General features: G+C 67.4%; 15 protein-coding genes. 7 read left to right on the top strand and 8 right to left on the bottom strand.

Annotation, left to right across the window (positions count from 1 at the left end):
- Positions 1-19 precede the first annotated feature (19 nt).
- Positions 20-1,147: a coenzyme F420-0:L-glutamate ligase gene (locus SB749_RS10850; protein WP_139470278.1), complete on the bottom strand. Its 1,128-nt coding sequence runs from the start codon at positions 1,145-1,147 to the stop codon at positions 20-22.
- Between the two features lie 349 nt (positions 1,148-1,496).
- On the opposite strand from SB749_RS10850, the gene SB749_RS10845 reads away from it, so the two are divergent.
- The 3 genes from SB749_RS10845 to SB749_RS10835 are packed head-to-tail and all read left to right on the top strand — an operon-like array spanning position 1,497 to position 6,486.
- Positions 1,497-1,937 carry a WhiB family transcriptional regulator gene (locus tag SB749_RS10845; RefSeq protein ID WP_276330045.1) on the top strand — a complete coding sequence of 147 codons (441 nt, stop codon included), beginning with the start codon at positions 1,497-1,499 and terminating at the stop codon, positions 1,935-1,937.
- Positions 1,934-5,032 (top strand): glycosyl transferase, encoded by a 3,099-nt coding sequence (locus SB749_RS10840; protein WP_410710336.1) that lies wholly within the window; start codon positions 1,934-1,936, stop codon positions 5,030-5,032. The genes SB749_RS10845 and SB749_RS10840 overlap by 4 nt, the downstream gene beginning before the upstream one ends.
- Positions 5,029-6,486 (top strand): DUF5719 family protein, encoded by a 1,458-nt coding sequence (locus tag SB749_RS10835; protein ID WP_139470282.1) that lies wholly within the window; start codon positions 5,029-5,031, stop codon positions 6,484-6,486. The genes SB749_RS10840 and SB749_RS10835 overlap by 4 nt, the downstream gene beginning before the upstream one ends.
- A gap of 101 nt (positions 6,487-6,587) precedes the next feature.
- Here the strand turns inward: SB749_RS10835 and SB749_RS10830 are convergent, their stop codons facing one another.
- Positions 6,588-6,950 (bottom strand): metallopeptidase family protein, encoded by a 363-nt coding sequence (locus tag SB749_RS10830; protein ID WP_410710335.1) that lies wholly within the window; start codon positions 6,948-6,950, stop codon positions 6,588-6,590.
- Between the two features lie 88 nt (positions 6,951-7,038).
- On the opposite strand from SB749_RS10830, the gene SB749_RS10825 reads away from it, so the two are divergent.
- The 3 genes from SB749_RS10825 to ahcY all read left to right on the top strand — a co-directional run bounded on the left by SB749_RS10825 (position 7,039) and on the right by ahcY (position 10,524).
- Positions 7,039-7,395, top strand: coding sequence for a DUF3499 domain-containing protein (locus SB749_RS10825; RefSeq protein ID WP_139470312.1), 357 nt, complete (start codon positions 7,039-7,041; stop codon positions 7,393-7,395).
- On the top strand, positions 7,392-8,876 hold the full coding sequence (manB, locus tag SB749_RS10820) for a phosphomannomutase/phosphoglucomutase (RefSeq protein WP_410710334.1): 1,485 nt from the start codon (positions 7,392-7,394) through the stop codon (positions 8,874-8,876). The genes SB749_RS10825 and manB overlap by 4 nt, the downstream gene beginning before the upstream one ends.
- A gap of 187 nt (positions 8,877-9,063) precedes the next feature.
- Complete coding sequence (ahcY, locus tag SB749_RS10815; protein ID WP_410710333.1) at positions 9,064-10,524, top strand: adenosylhomocysteinase; 1,461 nt, start codon at positions 9,064-9,066, stop codon at positions 10,522-10,524.
- A gap of 125 nt (positions 10,525-10,649) precedes the next feature.
- Here the strand turns inward: ahcY and SB749_RS10810 are convergent, their stop codons facing one another.
- The gene (locus tag SB749_RS10810) at positions 10,650-11,474 is read right to left on the bottom strand and encodes an RDD family protein (RefSeq protein ID WP_248284099.1); all 825 of its coding nucleotides are present in this window, start codon (positions 11,472-11,474) and stop codon (positions 10,650-10,652) included.
- 113 nt (positions 11,475-11,587) lie between these two features.
- Here SB749_RS10810 and SB749_RS10805 point away from each other — a divergent pair, with 113 nt between their 5' ends.
- The gene (locus SB749_RS10805; protein WP_410710332.1) at positions 11,588-12,586 is read left to right on the top strand and encodes a stage II sporulation protein M; all 999 of its coding nucleotides are present in this window, start codon (positions 11,588-11,590) and stop codon (positions 12,584-12,586) included.
- Positions 12,587-12,627: 41 nt separating this feature from the next.
- Here the strand turns inward: SB749_RS10805 and SB749_RS10800 are convergent, their stop codons facing one another.
- The 5 genes from SB749_RS10800 to SB749_RS10780 are packed head-to-tail and all read right to left on the bottom strand — an operon-like array spanning position 12,628 to position 18,027.
- Positions 12,628-13,914, bottom strand: a complete 1,287-nt coding sequence (locus SB749_RS10800; RefSeq protein WP_410710331.1) for a DUF58 domain-containing protein — start codon at positions 13,912-13,914, stop codon at positions 12,628-12,630.
- Positions 13,915-15,000, bottom strand: a complete 1,086-nt coding sequence (locus tag SB749_RS10795) for an AAA family ATPase (RefSeq protein WP_410710330.1) — start codon at positions 14,998-15,000, stop codon at positions 13,915-13,917.
- Complete coding sequence (locus tag SB749_RS10790) at positions 14,997-16,256, bottom strand: DUF4350 domain-containing protein (protein WP_410710329.1); 1,260 nt, start codon at positions 16,254-16,256, stop codon at positions 14,997-14,999. The genes SB749_RS10795 and SB749_RS10790 overlap by 4 nt, the downstream gene beginning before the upstream one ends.
- Positions 16,253-16,981, bottom strand: a complete 729-nt coding sequence (locus SB749_RS10785; protein WP_410710328.1) for a DUF4129 domain-containing protein — start codon at positions 16,979-16,981, stop codon at positions 16,253-16,255. Before SB749_RS10785 ends, SB749_RS10790 begins: the two co-directional genes overlap by 4 nt.
- Positions 16,978-18,027 carry a hypothetical protein gene (locus SB749_RS10780; protein ID WP_410710327.1) on the bottom strand — a complete coding sequence of 350 codons (1,050 nt, stop codon included), beginning with the start codon at positions 18,025-18,027 and terminating at the stop codon, positions 16,978-16,980. The genes SB749_RS10785 and SB749_RS10780 overlap by 4 nt, the downstream gene beginning before the upstream one ends.
- Positions 18,028-18,308: the final 281 nt, after the last annotated feature.

Below are 18,308 nucleotides of genomic sequence, written 5' to 3'. Positions count from 1 at the left end.
ATGCAGCCTGTCGGGAGGGTCAGTGAACGATGAGGCCGATGTCGATCGTCACCCCGCGGGGGAAGGCCCCGAGCTCACCATCGACCCAGTGATAGCGCGTGGAGGCGCTGAGATCCTCGGCGAAGAGGGCTGTATGGAGGCGTTCGACGAGAGATCCGAGCCCGACCATCGCCTCGAGCAGGGGCGGGCCGCCCGATTGGGCGGTCGCCGGCGAGTCAGAGGGGCTGAGCGTGATCCGCGATCCCGACCCCTCGATCCGCATCCGCCACGCCGCATGGCCGGGAGTCCGCGACTGCCCGGCGCGGACGACGCGGATCGCTCGAGACACCCTTTCGAGGATGTCGTCGCTGTCGTCGCCGGCAGGGGCGCTGCCGGGCAGGTCGGTGACTCCCAGACCGCGCTGAATGGCTTCGACATGGCCGTGTCGGAACCAGTCCTCGCCGAGGTCGCGGGAGAGCGCACGGGCGCCTTCGTCGCCGTTGTCGAGGTATCCGCCGGCTCCGCGGACCAACGCCATGGGCAGTCCGCGGGAGGAGCCCTTGACCAAGTCGGCTGCCGCTGCGATCTCATCGGCGATCGCGCGCACGGTCACCGTCTGGACGCGCCCGTCGTCGTCGGGGCGACCGCGCTGGTCGTCGAGGCCGGAGAACCCGGACAGGCCGATGGCGATATCGCCGACCCCGACCCGCCACGGCCGTGAGCTCGTATCCGAGATGACCAGACCGATGCGCACCTCGAAGGCCTGTTCGACCCGTCGGCGCAGGCCGTCGGCGGACCGGTCGCTGTCGAGTGGGTGGAGGATGACGGCACCGCCGGAGTTCGACTGGTCGAGGCCCGCTGCGGCCTGGACGGTGCCTGCCGGGGTGCGCACGATCTGGACGGTGGTGCCGGAGCGATAGGAGCGTTCAGCGACCAAGTGGGTGCCGGTCTCCGCGACGAGTTCCTCGAACTCGGCGCGATCTGAGACCGTGCGCAGGCGTCCCTCGGCCTTGGAGACGACTTTCGAGGCGACGACGAGGATATCGCCGTCCTTGAGGTCGATGCGGTTGCGCCGGAGGGCGTTGATGAGGATCGCGGAGAGGTCGGAGCCCGACGCGATCTCTTCCTCGACGGGAGGCGCGTAGACGGTGAGCAGACGGTCATTCATGCCGGGCCACCGGTGATTCCACTCTCATCTCTCCATAATCCCATTGTGGGTGCCCACTTTCTAAATTCTCCAGGTTTGCTCAGGCGAATCCCACAGGTTGTGCCTTATGACTGGGCCGTGACCTATATATGGGGTTACGGGCGCGTGTGCATGTGAACGCATGTTCGAATAGCGTCTCACGGGGTGTCTCGATACTCCATAAGGGCTTGACGGGGCGGTAATGACACGCGTGTAATTTATACCTAAGGGGAACGCGCCGAGCAGGGATCCTTCAGGATTCGACCGTACATCGGACTGATCGCCTCAGTCACGGTACTGGACCTGCTCGAGCGTGAGAAAGGGGAAAACCGTGCAAAGTGCACAGAGAGAATGGCGGGAGAGAGAAGACTTCACCGCCGCACCGGGAGTCACCTCCCGCCGTGCCGAAGACTGGTTCATCGAACCGGGAGCACGTACACCCGAGACGCTGCCGGATCCGCTGGCCGTCGATCCGAGTGATCTGACGCCGCTGCCGCCGGACAACTCCGCCGTCTCTCCGCTGTCCCTGCTGCTGGGAGCCGCAGACGACGGCGAACTGTCCTGGCAGGACCAGGCCCTCTGCGCTCAGACCGACCCCGAGGCGTTCTTCCCGGAGAAGGGCGGATCGACTCGTGAAGCCAAGCGGGTCTGCGCCTCCTGCGACGTCCGTTCCGAATGCCTCGAATATGCGCTCGCCAACGATGAGCGCTTCGGCATCTGGGGCGGAATGTCCGAACGCGAACGCCGCCGGCTCAAGAAAAAGGTCGTGTGAGGCAAGCCGTCACCATCGTCGTCTCCGGCGACGATGCCAGCAAGGTCGAGCTCGAAACAGCTCTGCGTCCGCACTACCCCGAGATCCCCGTGGTGGATCTCGGGGGGCGGACGGTCCGCGAAGCCGGTGAGATGCCGGAGATCGCGGAATCGGATTTCCTGTGGTTCCTCACCCCTGACTCCCGTCCCGAACCAGACTGCCTCGATGAGCTGCTCGACGCCATCGGGGAGACGGAATCCATCGCCGCCGTCGGACCGAAGCTCATATGCTCCGGGCGCATCGTCTCCGCCGGAGTGAGCACCACCTCGGCGGGGGAGCGCTTCAACCCCGTCGGCTCCGGGGAGATCGACCAGGGGCAGCGCGACAGTCAGATCGAAACACTGGGTCTCGACCTGCCGGGCCTGCTCATGGCCACCACCGAACTCGAGCGCATCGGGGCACCGTCCCGAGTTCTCGGCCCCGCCTATTCCGGTCTCGAATACTCCCGTCGTCTGCGCGACCTCGGCGCCCGCGTGCTGCTGGCCCCGCGCGCGCGGATGGAGATCTCGGCTGCGTCCGCTGCCCGACTCGGCTCCTCGCCCCACCCACCGAGGTCGAAGACTCAGATCCGGACTGAGCAGCGCTACCGCCTCAGCCTCGCCGGTCAGGGGCTGGTCTCACTGTTCTGCTTTCTGGCGCTCGGCCACCTCGGCCGCATCGTCGGCGGGCTGCTGTCGAACAACTTCCGACCTGCCGGGTGGCACTTCGGTGCGCTCATCGGTCTTCCCGCGGATGTGTCGACGACCGCCCCGCTGAGACGCGCCAACGCCCGTCGCAACCGTGTGGCCAGACGATCGAACACCGGACATGTCGCCGCGCTCTACGCCGATGACGAAGAACTCGCCGTCCAACGCCGGACGATGAGCGGTGAGAGCTATGACTCTCGCCCGGCCGAGGTTCCCACCGGCGGTCCCGACACCGATGCCGAACTCAACCCGGTCGGCGACACCGAAGAGGCCATCGACTCCTTCTCCCGTCTGGAGATCTCCGGCGGTTCCAGTCTGCTGCGGGCACCCCTGACCTATGTGATCCTCGCCGCCGTGGTGATGAGCGGGGTCATCAGCTTCCGACTCTTCGGCCCCGGCCACCTCGCCGGCGGCGCCCTGGGTTCGACCGGCATCGGCTTCGGCGAGATCGTCGACCGTCTCCTCGGGCGTCACCTCGACGTCTCGACCGGTGCGGCGGTGCCGGCCGACCCCTACCACCTCGTCCTCGGCGTGCTCTCCCTCCTCTTCTTCGGCCATGTCGATGTCATGGTCCGCTCCCTGCTGCTGGCCGCGCCGATCCTGGCTGCCATCACCGCGTACGCGGGCGCGGGGAGTGTGCTGGCGCGGCGGTGGGTGCGCGGCTTCGCCGCACTGCTGTGGATCGCGTCTCCGCTGTTCACGGCCGCGCTGTCGGACGGCCGCCTCGGTGTGATCCTCGTCTGGATCTGTGCACCGCTGGCGGTGCTGACTCTGCGCCGCAGCCTGACGACCGGATCGATCGCCGCGGCAGCCGGCACCGGCCTGCTGCTGTTCGTCATCACCGCAGGCATTCCACTGCTCCTGCTGGCCACGGTCCTCGGCACCGCGGTGCTTCTGGTGGCAGGTCGCGGTCTCCGCCATCTGTGGCTGCTCGCCCCGACCGTGTTCCTGGGCTGGGCGTGGCTGTGGGCCGTCGGCCGCGAGCCGGGAACTCTTCTCACGATGCCCGGGCAGACCACGGCCACCGAGTCCGCCCCGACCTATCTGCTCGCCGTCGGGTTCCCCGCTCCGCTCGACATGTCCTGGCTGACGAAGCTGATCTCAGATCTCGGCTTCGGCGGGGTCTCTGCCGGCACCCTCGAGCTCTGGGCTCCGGTCCTGATGCTGCCGATGCTCATCCTGGCCTTCTTCACCCTCATCGAGGCCCGGCTCGAACTCTCTCGCCTGACCTGGGCGGTCGGACTCTACGTCGGCGGTCTCATCCTCGCCGCGATCCAGGTGCATCTGCCCGCGGAGACGGGACCGTTCCACCTCATCGCCTCATACCCCGCAGCGGGACTGACCCTGGTCAGCCTGGGATCGATCCTGCTGCTGTCCCTCGGCGCCGACCGCACCGTCGGTCGCCGCCCCGGGCGCAGCCGAGACACCGGTTCGTCCTCTGCGAAGAGTTCGGCCAAGGGAGCCTCCGCGGCATCCGGCCGGCTGCCGATGCGCGGCCTTGTCGGACTCGTGACCGTAGCGGCCATCGGGCTCATCGCCATCGGCGCCGGACGGGCCACATCCTCGCCCGAAGCGGTCACCGCGACCTCAGACAGCAACGTCCCCGCACTGGCCGCTGACCGCGCCGCGGGGGAGACCCAAGCTCGCACCCTCCGCCTGGACAATGTCGACGGAGAAGTTCTGGCCACCCTCATCGCCTCCGCCGACGGCACGGTGCTGGGCACATCGACGGTGACCTCGGCAGAAACCGTGGGAGGGTGGCCGTGGCAGCGCCGCCCGCTGCCGATCACCCCCGACCAGGTGCTCGTGGCTCAGGCCGCGTCCGCGCTCTCGGCCGATGACTCCGGTGACCTCGGCAGCATCCTCGGTGAACTCGGAGTCGATTTCGTCCTCGTCGGCCCCGATGCCGGCAGCCTGACCAACTCGGTATCCGTCTCCGAGGGCCTCCTGCCGGTCGGACCGACCTCGTCCGGACAGCTGTGGCGCGTCGACAAACCCTACAGCGGCCGATTCCTCATCCGCGACGCCGAAGGGAAGGTGTCAACGGCGGCGATGAAAGGCACCACCGCAACGGTGCCGTCCGGTCAGGAGGGGCGCACCTTGACCATCGCCGATGCAGCGCACGGCATCACCGCAAGCATCGACGGTGAGCCGCTGCCGCAGCCGAAGCCCGGCGAAGAGGCGTGGGCAAGCGAATTCGACCTCCCCGCAGCCGGGGGAACGGTCGAGATCTCGCTGAACTCACCGCTCTACCCGATCGGCGTCATCGTCGGATGGGTGCTCGGACTGCTCAGCCTCATCGTCGCCATCCCCTTCGGCCGGGCGGGGAATGTGACGCGGAAGCCCGGCCGTGAGGAGCAGAAGGCATGAAGCACCAGCGCAGCATCGTCACCTTCGCGGCCATTGCCGTGCCCGGGGTGCTCGTGGCCATGACCTCGTTCCTCACCCCGCTGACCCCCGGCACGCTGGACCGCAGTCCGGAACAGGTGCGCATGCCCACCGCGGATACCCGCGTCGTCTGTCCCGGCCCCCTGCTCACAGCCGGAGAAGCCGAAGGCACCGATGCCGAATTCGTCGACGACTCGAAGGTCTCAACCCGTGTCGTCTCCGCCTCCGCACCGATCGGAGCCGCAGACGGTTCGACCTCCTCGGCTCGTCTCCAGGTCGCCGATCTCGGCGGTTCGATCGACTTCGACAATCCCTCCGGCCAGGGTTTCGTCTCCGGAGACGACAGCATCGACTCGACGAAGCTCGTCACCGGTTTCGCCCGCCCCGGGGCTCCTGCCCTGACGACCGGTCTCGAAACCGTCGAAGGCAGCTCCGGTGACCTCACGGGCCTCGCCACCCTCACCTGTGCCCAGGCATCGAGCAGCTTCCGGATCGTCGCGGGATCCGGAGCCACAGGTTCGAACTCGCAGCTGCTGCTGAGCAACCCGGGAGACGTTCCCGTCCAGGCGAAGGTTGCCCTCATGACCCCGGGCGGCGAATCCGCCGAACCGACTGAACTGAGCATCAAGGCAGGTCAGCAGCGTGCCGTCCCGCTGGGTGGTCTGGCTGGAGGGGCAGAGGCTCTTGCCGTCGACGTCACCGTCGACGGTGGAGTCCTGGCCGGTTCCGTCCAGGAGACCGTCCTCGACGGACTCAAGCCGCAGGGCATCGACCTCGCGGCCGGTGGGGCAGGAGCCGATCGCCAGCAGGTGCTCACCGGGCTCAGCGGCAAAGATGTGCGAGTCCGGGTCGCGAACCCGAGCGGTGACCTCGCCGAGGTGTCCCTGAAGGCGTACGGGCCGGACGGAGAGATCGACATTCCCCGTTCCTCGATGACCGTCGTCGGTCGCGGGGTCGCCGAGGCCGACCTCGGGGATCTCGACGCCACGAGTCTCGTCGTCGAATCCTCTCAGCGCGTCCAGGCCGGAGCCTTCATCGGCAAAGACGGTGGGAAGGGAGCCGCCGACTTCGGCAGCATCCCGTCGACCGACTCCCTCGCCGAGACCCAGATTCTGGCGCTTCCTCGCACCGGTGAGTCCTCCCTGAACCTCTCTCCCGGTCAGGGACATGTGCAGGTGCAGGGAATGCTCGACGACGGAACGCTGACCGATCCTCAATCGATCGACCTCAACCCGACGGGAACGACCGTGCTCAATCCGAGCGACGTCTCCGAGGAGTCGGTGCGCGCACTCGTCCTCAAGGGATCCCAAGCCTCGGGCTCACAGTCCGATGGGGTGCATGCGACCCTCGTCGTGACCACCGAGGACGGAATCTCCACGGTCGTCCCGGCGCCTGCCCCGGCAGGCGTGGCCTACCGGGATATCCGGCTCGGCTGAGGTCTCGTGCTCGGAGCACACGTGAACGGGAGTCCCGCGAACCGAGCACCTGTGAGCTGAGCTTCTGCGGTGTTGGCGGATCTCAGTTGGAACAGTCGATCTCAGGTGCGACGGAGGATATCGACCTGATCCGCCACCACCTCGGCGATGAGTGCATCCCGGGCCTCAGCACCGGCATGATCTTCGATCACCCGTCGATAGAGGACGATATGGGTGGGACGGTCCCCGGCCGCCGGGAACACACGGCCGAAGCTCGGTTCGGTCGAACTCGCCGGCGGCACGGAATCGACGGCCAGCACCACCTCGGCGAGGAGAACGGGTTCGTGCCTGCGCATGCGGGCGAATTCGGCGGCCGCGACCTTCGCAAAACTCTCCGCCCGACTCAGCCGCGCGGGCACCTCGGCCCGGTGCAGCGGAGACCGCAGACCCCGCCCATGTCGGTCGCGATGTCGCCTTGGTCTCATAGCACTTCATTCTACGGGCGGCGCCGCCGTGCCTGAGCGAATCGGCAGGGCGCGGCGTGTAGAGTGTGGGACTGTGTCAGCCGTGAGAATGTGTTCAAAAGTCAGCTGTTCGCGCCCCGCCGCCGCCACCATGACGTACGTGCACGCCGATGCGACCGTCGTCATCGGACCTCTGGGCAGGCGCGCCGAACCGGGCGCTCATGACCTGTGCGCCGAACATGCGGCGAAGCTGACCCCGCCCGTGGATTGGCAGCTCATCCGGATCGACTCCGGGCAGGCCCCGCCCGAACGCAGCCATGACGACCTGCTGGCGATCGCCGACGCCGTCCGCGAAGCCGCCGATCGTGCCGATCAGACCCCGGCCCGGACCGCACCGGGACCGGCCGACGATCCGGCCGCCTCGGGACGTCGACACGGTCACCTGCGCATCATCGGCGACTCATGAGCCACCGAGAGCCGAGCTCGACCCGAATCGAACCCGCACAGCAGATCCTGATCGACTCCGAACTCGGACAGGCCCGGACGGCCGCCCTCGACGCCGCCGTCGGAGCCTATGACATCCGCGGTCGGATTCCCGACCAGCTCGACGACGACATCCTGTTCGCCCTCGGTTGGGCCACGGCCCGAGCCATGGCAGAGATCCACACCGCCACCGAGGTGGTCATCGGCCACGATATGCGCCCGAGCTCCCCCGGATTCGCCCACTCCTTCGCCGCGGGAGTCGACGCTGCCGGCTCGACAGCCGTCCTGCTCGGCCTGTGCTCGACCGATCAGCTCTACTTCGCCTCGGGCATCTTCGATCTGCCCGGAGCCATGATCACGGCCAGCCACAATCCCGCCGACTACAACGGAATCAAGATCTGCGGACCCCGCGCCGCCGGAGTCAGCCTGGCCTCCGGACTCTCACGAGTCAGAGAACTCGCGATCACCGCACCGCAGACCGACGGCCGGACCATCGCCGAAGACGAGACTGCCGCATCCCGGATGCGGGAACAGTACGCGGCACGGATCCGCGAACTCACCCACGTCGATAAGGTCACGGGACTGTCGATCGTGCTCGACGCGGGAAACGGAATGGCCGGGCGCCTCCTCGGGGAGGTCTTCGGCACGGACGCGGGAGCTGCCTCGGTGCCCTTCGACGTCATCGGCCTCTTCACCGAGCTCGACGGGACCTTCCCCAACCACGAGGCGAACCCGCTCAAACCCGAGAACCTCGTCGACGCGGCACGCGCTGTCGTCGACAACGGCGCCGATCTCGGTCTCGTCTTCGACGGGGACGCCGACCGCTGCTTCTTCATCGACGAGACCGGCGCGACGATGTCGGCCTCGGCCGTCGGCGCACTCGTCGCCGAACGCGAGATCGCACGGGCCCGGGCACTCGGCGACGACCGACCCACAGTCATCCACAACCTCATCACCTCCCGCAGCGTGGCCGAGACGATCACCGCCGCCGGCGGACACGCACTGCGGTCGAAGGTCGGCCATTCGGGAATCAAGACGCTCATGCGCGAAACCGGAGCCGTCTTCGCCTGCGAACACTCGGCTCACTTCTACTTCGATGAGTTCTTCGGGGCGGACTCGGGGATGCTCGCCGCCTGTCACCTCATCGCCGCCCTCGCCGAGTCGCGCGCCCCCGCCTCCCGGCTGGTTGCCGACTATGACCGGTTCGTGCAGTCGGGGGAGATCAACTTCACCGTCGCCGATCCCGACGCTGTGCTCGCCGACTTCGCCGCGCATGCCGGCGAGTTCCCCGAGAACACCGTCGACGACCTCGACGGAATCGGCCTGCAGGGTGCGGATTGGTGGGTGAACCTGCGCAAGTCCAACACCGAACCCCTTGTCCGGCTCAACGTCGAAGCGGCCGATTCGCCGCAGGTGGACGCGCTCACCCGCCAGGTCACGGACTTCCTCAACGCTCGGGCCTGAAGCTGGATCGACGGCAGCCGGTTCTCTGCTTCCGTTTCTCGGCAGTAGTGCGGTAGGGCAATAGGGCGGTAGGGATATGACCGTTCGCTGACGGTCTTCGCTGTCCGCAGAACGAGCATGACGCGACAAGCCGCCTGCCCGGCAATAGACTCGAAGCCGATCAGACAGCCCGCCGTATGGAGGTACCGTGCTCGATTCCACTGACTTCAAGGTCGCCGACCTCAGCTTGGCCGAGGCCGGCCGACACCAGATCCGCCTCGCCGAAAGGGAGATGCCGGGCCTCATGGCGCTGCGGGAGGAATACGCCTCGACGGCTCCGCTGGCCGGGGCCCGCATCGCCGGCAGCCTGCACATGACCGTGCAGACCGCTGTCCTCATCGAAACCCTCGTCGCACTCGGTGCAGACGTCCGGTGGGCCAGCTGCAATATCTTCTCCACGCAGGACGAGGCCGCCGCGGCCGTCGTCGTCGGATCCGGCACCCCTGAGGCCCCGGCCGGCGTCCCCGTCTTCGCATGGAAGGGCGAGACCCTCGAAGAGTACTGGTGGGCCGCGGACAAGATCTTCGACTTCGCGGACGGACCGAACCTCATCCTCGACGACGGCGGCGACGCCACCATGTACGTGCTCAAGGGCACCGAATTCGAAGCCGCTGGGGGAGTGCCGACCGCCGGCGCCGAGGACTCGGAGGAGTTCAAGGTCCTGCTCAAGCAGATCGCCGCGTCCATCGAGGCGGCCCCCGGACGCTTCGCCCGTCTGGCCGCCGGAATCAAGGGCGTGAGCGAGGAGACGACGACCGGAGTCAACCGCCTCTACCGCCTCGCCGAACAGGGAACTCTGCCGTTCCCCGCCATCAACGTCAACGACTCGGTGACGAAGTCGAAGTTCGACAACCGCTACGGCATCCGCCATTCGCTGCCCGACGGACTCAACCGCGCCACCGATGTCCTCATCGGTGGAAAGATCGCCGCCGTCATCGGCTACGGCGACGTGGGCAAGGGTGCCGCCGAGGCGCTGCGCGGGCAGGGTGCGCGCGTCATCGTCACCGAGATCGATCCGATCTGTGCGCTGCAGGCCACGATGGACGGCTACCAGGTCGACCTCCTCGCCGAGGTGGCTCCCCACGCCGACATCATCATCACCACGACCGGAAACACCCGGGTCCTCGACGTCGATGTGCTGCAGACTCTCAAACCCGGGGCCATCGTCGGCAACGTCGGCCACTTCGATGAGGAGATCGACCTGGCAGGGCTGTCCCGCCTGCCCGGAGTGGAGAAGATCGAGATCAAACCGCAGGTCCACGAATGGAGTGTGCCCGTGCCCGCCGAGGCGGGACTCGGCCGCGACCGCACGGACTTCCTCGTCCTCTCCGAAGGGCGCCTGCTCAACCTGGGCAACGCCACCGGTCATCCGTCGTTCGTGATGAGTGCGTCATTCAGCAATCAGGTGCTCGCCCAGATCGAGCTGTGGAACGCCCATGATGACTACGGCAACTCGGTGCACCGGCTGGCGAAGGAGCTCGACGAGAAGGTGGCGCGCCTGCACCTGCCGGCTCTCGGGGCGAAGCTGTCGGAACTGAGCAAGGAACAGGCCGAATACATCGGCGTCGACGTGGCAGGACCGTTCAAACCCGAGCACTACCGGTACTGATCGAGCACTGCCGGAACTCTTCGGCCCGGCGGCGGAGTGGGCGAACCCGGTCGAGGTCGAGGTCCGCTCCGCCGACCGGTGGCAGTCGAGCCGCCTCGTCAGCGGCGGGCAGTCAGCCTGAGGCGTCAGCGGCGGGTGAGGCTGAGACCGTGGGGGAGCGTGTCGACCCCGGACCGGAATGCGTTTGCACGGTCGGTCCTTCGGCGCTGCTTCTCGACTTCGGCGATGCGCTGCCGATGGATGACCGCGGACAGGAACTGTTCGGGAAACGTTCCCTCCGGCGGGGCCGGAGCCACATAGGGATTGAGCTCGGTGGCGAGCTCGATCGCTCGCTGCCACCTCGACTCCGCACCGAGCTGGGGCGCCATGGCGAGGAACGCGACGATGCGCCGATGCAGACCATCGGGGATCGCGGTCACGTCGGTGCTGTTCAGCCACTCGTGCAGATGAGGGGCCACATGGGTGTGCATGGGCGGCAGAGGTCGGCTGCGTTCGCTGACGGCGATGGTTCCGGCCAGATAGTCGCCGAGGCGCTTGGCCTGCGGTGAGAGGAGACCGGACAGCGCCGCGATGCCGCCGCCGCTGGAGACGATCTCGAACGGAAACAGCAGAGCGCGGATGAAGGAATGGCGCAGCCGGACCGCGCCGCCGTCGTCGCGGACCACACGCAGCCCGAGGATGAGCTTGCCCAGCGAGCGACCATGGCTGAGCACTTCGACGAGCATCGGCAGCAGCACGAACACGAAGATCGTCATGACAGTCATGAGCGAACCGAGGAGCAGCCCGTTGAGATCGAGCACCTTGAGCATGAGCCAGAACATGGCGATGAGCAGACCGATATTCACCAGCGAATAGACGATGTAGTCGATGAGACAGCTCAATGCCCGCGCCGCGAGAGCGGCCGGTTGGACATTGAGTTCGACGGCTTCACCGGTGATCAGAGTACTCACCCGACCATCGTGTCATATCGCCGCGTTCCGAGGCAGTCGTTTCGCCGAGAGCATGCCGTGAGCCTCTCGCCGCGTCGGAGGTGCTCATGCGTCGTCTCCGATAGGGTGGAGGGATGGATCCGAACCTGCTGGCCCAGCTGCATGGTGATGACTGGCTGGAGCTCTCGGCACTGGCGAAGAAGAACACGCTGAGACCCGAGCAGACGACCCGTTTCCTCGAGCTCTACCGGACCGCGTCGAAGGATCTGTCGCGGATCACGACGGTGGCCCCAGACTCTCTCGAAGCCGCTCGGCTCTCGGCGATCGTCCACCGCTCCCGCAACCATCTTTCGTCCGTGCCCAGCGGAGGACTGTCCGGGTTCGCACGGTTCTTCGTCATCAGTCTGCCGCTGTCGCTGTACCGGCTGCGGTGGGACTTCGTCATCGTGGCCGCCGGATTCCTCGCCGTCGCCGTCCTGTCGGGCATCTGGGCGGGAACGCACCCGGAAGTGCTCGAGACCTTCGGGGATCGAGAGTTCCGACGTCAGTTCGCCGAACATGATTTCGTCGACTACTACAAAGAGAACCCGAACGGCTTCTTCGCCGTCGGCGTGTGGACGAACAACGCGTGGATCGCCGTCCAGTTCGTCCTCCTCGGCATCACCGGCGGCTATGTCATCGTCGGACTGTTCTCGAATGCCGTCAACGTCGGCTTCTCCGGGGCGATGATGTTCGAGTTCGACCGGGCCTCCGACTTCTTCCTCTACATCCTTCCGCACGGGATCCCGGAGATCAGCTGCATCATCCTCGCCGCTGCCGCAGGTCTGCGTCTCTTCTTCGCCTGGGTGGTGCCGGGCTCCAGGCCGCGTCGCGACAAGCTCGCCTCCGAAGCTCGGTCACTGCTCGTCGTCGCCGGCGGTCTCGTGCTGCTGCTGTTCGGTTCGGGACTCATCGAGGGCTTCGTGACCCCGAACCCGATTCCGCCGGCGGTCAAGATCGCGATCGGCGTGGCCTATACCGCCGCGGTCGTCGTCTACGCGTGGCACTTCGGCAAGCGCGCCGCCGCAGCCGGACTCAGCGCCGATCTCGACGAGCATCTGGCCGGATACTCGGTCATCTCCACCGATCGCTGATCAAGTTGTCGCTGACAGTTCGCCGCTGAGCGGGGTCGCGGTCACAGGCCGCCGGTGACCTTGAGTCGGATGTAGAGATCGGCCAACGCTCCGGGAAGCTTCTCCGGCAGAGCCTGGACGCAAGCGACACCGAGTCCGCGCAGCCGAGACTGCAGCGACGCCGCTGCGAGCATCTCGGCCTCGGCGGCCGCCGCCGTATAGACGTCGTCGACGTCGCCGCGCCGGGCAGCCAGAACCGCAAGCGCGGGATCTTCGACTCCGGCGACGACGACCCGGTGGTGAGTCGTGAGAGTCGGCAGCACGGGCAGGATGTCCTCGGCGATTGTCGCCTCATCGAGCTGAGTGACCAAGACGACGAGCGCCTGCTGCCGGGAGGTCTGCAGAACCGCCGCGGCGATCGACTCCCAGTTCGTCTCGTAGAGCTCCGGGTACACAGGCGTCAGCGCCACCGACAGGTCATGGACCGGATCATGAGCCCGATGGCTCGACGCGACGGCCCGCACCCGGGCATCGGCGACGATGACATCGACCCGATCGCCGGCACCCGTGGCCAGAGCCGTCAGCAGCAGCGAAGCCTCGAGCGCGGCGTCGAAGACCGTTCCCTCGCCACAGCGACGGGCGGCGAACCGGGAAGAATCGACGACGATGACGACGCGACGATCCTTCTCCGGCCGCCAGGTCTTGACCACGAGGTTCTGCGCGCGGGCGCTGGCCCGCCAGTCGATCGACCGGACATCGTCACCGTCGACATAGTCGCGCAGCGAATCGAATTCCGTGCCCATCCCGCGGATCATCACCGCCGACCGTCCCTCGAGCTCCCGCAGCTTCTGCTTCTTCGACGGCAGCTCACGCCGGGACACGAAAGGAGGCAGAACACGCACAGAGGCGGGAACATCGATGCTCTTCTGCCGCTGGACGAGCCCGAGCATGCTGCGACTGCGCACGGTCACCAGATCGCCGGGCAGCGCGCCTCGTCGAGTCGGCTCCAGCTCGGTGATCACCTCTGTCTGCTCACCCGGTTCCAGCACGTGACGAGAACGAGTCTCGACCGCCCCGGCACTCGGTGCCCAGGCGTCGCGGACGTGGAGGCGCAGCCGGCGGCCGGTCCCATTGATGAGAGTCAGCGTGCTGTGGGTGCTGTCGCCGAGGCGGACCATCGGTCCCGGTGTGCGCTGGACTTCCAACCCGTGGATCCGGGGGACGAAGAAGAAATCGAGAACCGCTGCCAGGACGATCACCCCGGCCACGATCATGGCAGTCGGCCATGAGGGCACCAGCATGATCGGCACGAGACCGAGAAAGGTGAGCAGGAACAGTCGGGTGGTCATTCAGCGGGGCACTTCGGTGGTGGCGATGATCGAATCGAGGACCTGACCGACGTCCAGACCGTCCATCTGCGCCTCGGGGCGCAGGATGACCCGGTGCGACAGAGACATATGGGCCAGAGCTTTGACGTCATCGGGGGTGACATAGTGCCGACCGCTCAGCCACGCATGAGCGCGGGCGGCTCCGAGCATCCTCGTCGCTCCGCGAGGTGAGACGCCCAAGGCCAGGGACGGGGTCTGGCGGGTGGCTCGGGCGAGGTCGACGATATAGGTGATGATCTGCGGGGCGATGTAGATCTTGGCGATGGCTTCGCGGGCCCGGCCGATGAGTTCGGCATCGGCGACCGGACGCAGACCTGCCGCGGCCAGGGACCCGGCGTCGAAGCCCCGGGCATGGCGGTCGAGGATCTCGAATTCGTGATCCCGCTCGGGCAGGTCGAGGACGAGCTTGAAGAGGAACCGGTCGAGCTGAGCCTCCGGGAGCGGATAGGTGCCTTCGTATTCGACGGGGTTCTGGGTTGCTGCGACGAGGAACGGTTCAGGCAGCTTGCGTGAGTGTCCACCGACGGACACCTGATGCTCCTCCATCGCTTCGAGGAGGGCCGACTGGGTCTTCGGCGGGGTGCGGTTGATCTCATCGGCGATGAGGATGTTCGTGAAAACCGGGCCGGGACGGAATGAGAAGTCCGAGGCGGAAGCATCGTAGACCAGCGAACCGGTGACATCGCTGGGCATGAGGTCGGGAGTGAACTGCACGCGGGAGCTGTCCAGGCTGACCGCGGCGGCGAAGCTGCGCACGAGCAGAGTCTTCGCCACTCCGGGAACCCCTTCGAGAAGCACGTGACCTCGGCACAGCAGTGCGATGAGCAATCCCGTCACTGCCTGGTCCTGGCCGACGACGGCCTTGGCGATCTCGGTGCGCACACCGGTGAACGCCTCCCGGACCGGGTCCGGCTCAGCCTGCGGCGTCTGCACGCTGCCCGCGGCGGAGGTCTGCGGCGCGACCGGCTCCTGGGGCCGTGGTGCGGCCGGCGGCTGAGGGGCAACCGGTTCCTGAGGGTTCGTGGGGCCCTGGGGCGGCTGGGTCATGGGATCTCACTTTCGATCTGGGTGAGCTGATGGACGAGTTCGGTGAGTTCGGCGTCGGTGTGAGCCGACGCGGAGACGAAGACATGGTGGAGACGGCCCGGATCGGCTCCTGTGACGGTCGCGATGCGAGCGATGATGTCGGGGGTGCGGGCATCGGAGCTGAGGCCCAGTCGTTGGGCGATGCGCAGCAGTGCTCCGGCCCGCAGAGTGTGCAGCGCGCCGTCGCGATCGTGGCTGCGCGAGCTCAGGGCGGCCCGGCCGTACACGGTCTCCACTGCCGGCACGATGACCGGCAGACGTTCGAGAGCCAGCGGCCCGAACCGGCGCCCGATGACGAGCAGCAGGACGAGCAGGCAGGGGACCAGCCACAGGACTCCGGCGAGGAACCAGCCGGGCACGAAATCGATCGTCGACGGAGGCGACTGCTCCTGCCCAGAACCGTCGATGGTCGGATAGTAGACGACGAGGTTCTGCGTCTGGGACAGCTGCGAGAGCACGAGGGAGGCATTGCCCTCTTCATCGATGTTCTCGTTGGTCACCCAGTCGGGGTTGCCGAGCACGGTCAGCGGAACGGAACCGCCCGAATCGGTGACGAACTGTCCGCGCGCAGACCCAGGGGCCACCTCGGTGCCGTCGATCTCAGCGACCCCGGGGCCGGCGAACGGGTAGCAGGCGGTGATCCCCTCGGTGCCCTTCGTCGTCTCCGCGTATTCGACCTCGCCGGTGGACACGGCACCGGCGCTGCGGGCGATCGGGGAGTCGCAGGACGGCGCGGACATGGCCTCCGGATCGGCCAACGGGCTGAGATTGTCGTTGACGGTGATCCGGTCGGTGAACTCCGACACCGTCGGACCGGGATCGATGAGGACGAGGCGGTTGCCGTGGGTGCGCAGAGCATATTCGAGGCCGGCGATGTCTCCGCGTGACAGCGCCGCGGCGTTCGCGGGAATGAGCAGGGTGGTGTCGGGCCGGGCGGCGGCCGAGCGGGCCTGCTCCTGATCCTCGGTGGTGGTGACATCGACGTCATGGTCGCGCAGGGTTTCGACGAGCGCCTTCGTGCCGGTGCGCTCAGTCGAGTCATAGTGCAGGGGCTCTGCGGACTCCTCGTCACCGGTCAGCAGCACGAGCACGATCACCGTGAGGAGGATGACGAAGGCCGCGACGATCCACACCGCAGCCGACCGCAGACGAGCGCGCAGCGGAATCCGCGAGGTCGACCGGGTGCCGCGGGCGGCGACATCCAACTGTGCGCTCATACGGCTGCCTCCCGGCGGACCGGCACTGCGCTCAGCGTCCGGTCGAGCGTGCACAGATCCGCATAGACCTCGCCGAGGCTGCGGTCGGCACGTGCCTTCGCCGCGGTCTCCTCCCCGTAGCGGAGGTCGTTGAAGACCTCGGCCACATCGTGGACGGCGGGTCCGTGCTCGGGCAGGGCCGCCTCGGCGGAACGAGCGATCTCACTCGCCGTAGCCGAGGACTCGAGCGAGACGATCTGCTTGACGGACAGGACCGCGAAGATCGCTCGGGATTCGTCGATGACCGCGGTCTCGAAGTCCCCGGCTCGGGCGGCCCGGGCCGCGCTCTCGCGCCACGGGCCCGGTTCCGGCTGGGAGACGACGGGATCGAATGCGGACAGCGGGACGCCGACGCGGCGGAATCCGGCCCGACGCACGCGCCAGACGATGAGGGCGACGATCGCGGCGAGGCCGAGGACGACGACGATGAGCAGCCAAGGGGAGTTCGCGCCCAGGGCGGCGCTGACGAGCGAATCCCACAGGGAGGACAGCCACCGGCCGATCCGTTCCAAGGGGGTGAGGTCGTTGGCGGCGTATTCCGGTTTCGAGAGTTCGTGCTCGACCCATTCGCGGCCGGTGTCCCGGTCGATGTTCGCCGCGGCGGCGCGAAGCTGTGCCGCGCCCGGCTGGGATGACGCGGCGGTGTGGAGGTGGCCGGCCGCCTCGGTGATGGGGGAGAGGATCATCGGTCCTCCTCGGCGCGGATGAGGACGAGGTCGAGCCCCTCCGAGCGCATCTGCTGATCGAAGAAGCAGACCGTGACCAGGCAGGCGAAATAGGCGAAGAGGACGGCGGAGGAGATGAGCGTGAGTGCGAGCAGCAGACCCACGGAGACGATGGCGATGCCCGCCTGCGCCGTCGTCGACTCGGCGGTCGTCGTCATGCCGACGCCCAGGAGAACCGAGATGACGAACACGATCGGGGTGATGACGAGCTGGACGAGCTGATTGGACAGGAAGTAACCGAGCGCCAGCTGGCCGAGCATGCGCCAGAAGCCGCGCCCGGTCAGTTTCCAAGAACGTCGGATTCCGGCGCGGATGCTCAGGTCCTCGACCGCGATCGCCGAACCGAGGAACGCTAAGCGCAGGTTGACCCAGATGAGCGCGACGAACCACAGCAGGGCGGCCAATGCGGCCCAGACGAAGGCGAGGATCGCCGAATCGGCGCCGAGGAACAGCAGCGTCGGGGCGGTGAGGGCCAACAGCAGTCCGAGGTTGATTCCGCTCATCAGCAGGGTGGCCAGGATGAGGCGCAGGCGGCGACCGGACAGGGACTTCCACGCCATCGACAGTGTGGTCCTGCGGGCGCCGAAGGAGGCGCGGGTTCCGGTGGCGATGATGCCGGAGAGCAGATGGGCCAAACCGAGGCTGAGCAGGCTCAGAGCGACCGATCCCAGCTGGGCCAGGGCGATGAAACCGGAGGCGGCATCTTCGTTGCCGCTGAGGTCGTTGAAGAACGGCAGGAACTGCACTGCGATGAGGGCGCCGATCGCGGTGAGCAGCAGGCTCCAGAGGGAGAAGACGATGAGAGAGGAGCCGATGGACAGAGCCGGGACGAAACGCAGCAGGCGGAATCCCGAATCCAGCGCCTCGATGAAAGTCAGCGGACGTTTGGGCAGGAGACCGTGTGGGGGAGGCGGCTGCCACCCGCGGGAGGGCGGGGACGGTGAACGCCGCTGCCACCGGCCGGTGTGCCAGTCGACCTCCGAGGTCCATGCATTCGTCTGTCCCATCACGCCAATCCTGCCATGATTCGCCGGCGAGTGCCGAGAGGCCTCCCTGTCGGATCAGGTGCGCGTCGGCCCTGTCGATCCTTGGCGTTCGGGGGCGGTCCGGGGACGGACTGCAGGACGGTCTGAGGGGCGGCCTGCAGTGAGGTCGGGAGGCTGGTTCCGGCGGTCGGTCGCGGGTCGTTATCGATTCTCTGCAGGGGGCGGTGCGGGGCAGCGGCAGAAGCGTCGGCCGCTGCTGTCGCCGGATCCGGTGCATGAGGCAGTCGACAACGCCCGATAGG

This window comes from Brevibacterium sp. SIMBA_078 (assembly GCF_046534565.1).
In the GTDB taxonomy this organism is placed as follows: Bacteria; Actinomycetota; Actinomycetes; order Actinomycetales; family Brevibacteriaceae; genus Brevibacterium.
The sequence above is the reverse complement of the archived record's forward strand: the minus strand, read 5'-3'. Positions and strand labels throughout refer to the sequence as shown.

Coding starts and splice junctions, on each gene's coding strand:
- SB749_RS10835 (WP_139470282.1), top strand. CDS start 5,029: ATGAAGCACCAGCGCAGCATCGTCACCTTCGCGGCCATTGCCGTGCCC.
- SB749_RS10800 (WP_410710331.1), bottom strand. CDS start 13,914: ATGACCACCCGACTGTTCCTGCTCACCTTTCTCGGTCTCGTGCCGATC.
- SB749_RS10785 (WP_410710328.1), bottom strand. CDS start 16,981: ATGATCCTCTCCCCCATCACCGAGGCGGCCGGCCACCTCCACACCGCC.
- SB749_RS10780 (WP_410710327.1), bottom strand. CDS start 18,027: ATGGGACAGACGAATGCATGGACCTCGGAGGTCGACTGGCACACCGGC.
- SB749_RS10805 (WP_410710332.1), top strand. CDS start 11,588: ATGGATCCGAACCTGCTGGCCCAGCTGCATGGTGATGACTGGCTGGAG.
- SB749_RS10850 (WP_139470278.1), bottom strand. CDS start 1,147: ATGAATGACCGTCTGCTCACCGTCTACGCGCCTCCCGTCGAGGAAGAG.
- SB749_RS10790 (WP_410710329.1), bottom strand. CDS start 16,256: ATGAGCGCACAGTTGGATGTCGCCGCCCGCGGCACCCGGTCGACCTCG.
- manB (WP_410710334.1), top strand. CDS start 7,392: ATGAGCCACCGAGAGCCGAGCTCGACCCGAATCGAACCCGCACAGCAG.
- SB749_RS10830 (WP_410710335.1), bottom strand. CDS start 6,950: ATGAGACCAAGGCGACATCGCGACCGACATGGGCGGGGTCTGCGGTCT.
- SB749_RS10795 (WP_410710330.1), bottom strand. CDS start 15,000: ATGACCCAGCCGCCCCAGGGCCCCACGAACCCTCAGGAACCGGTTGCC.
- SB749_RS10825 (WP_139470312.1), top strand. CDS start 7,039: ATGTGTTCAAAAGTCAGCTGTTCGCGCCCCGCCGCCGCCACCATGACG.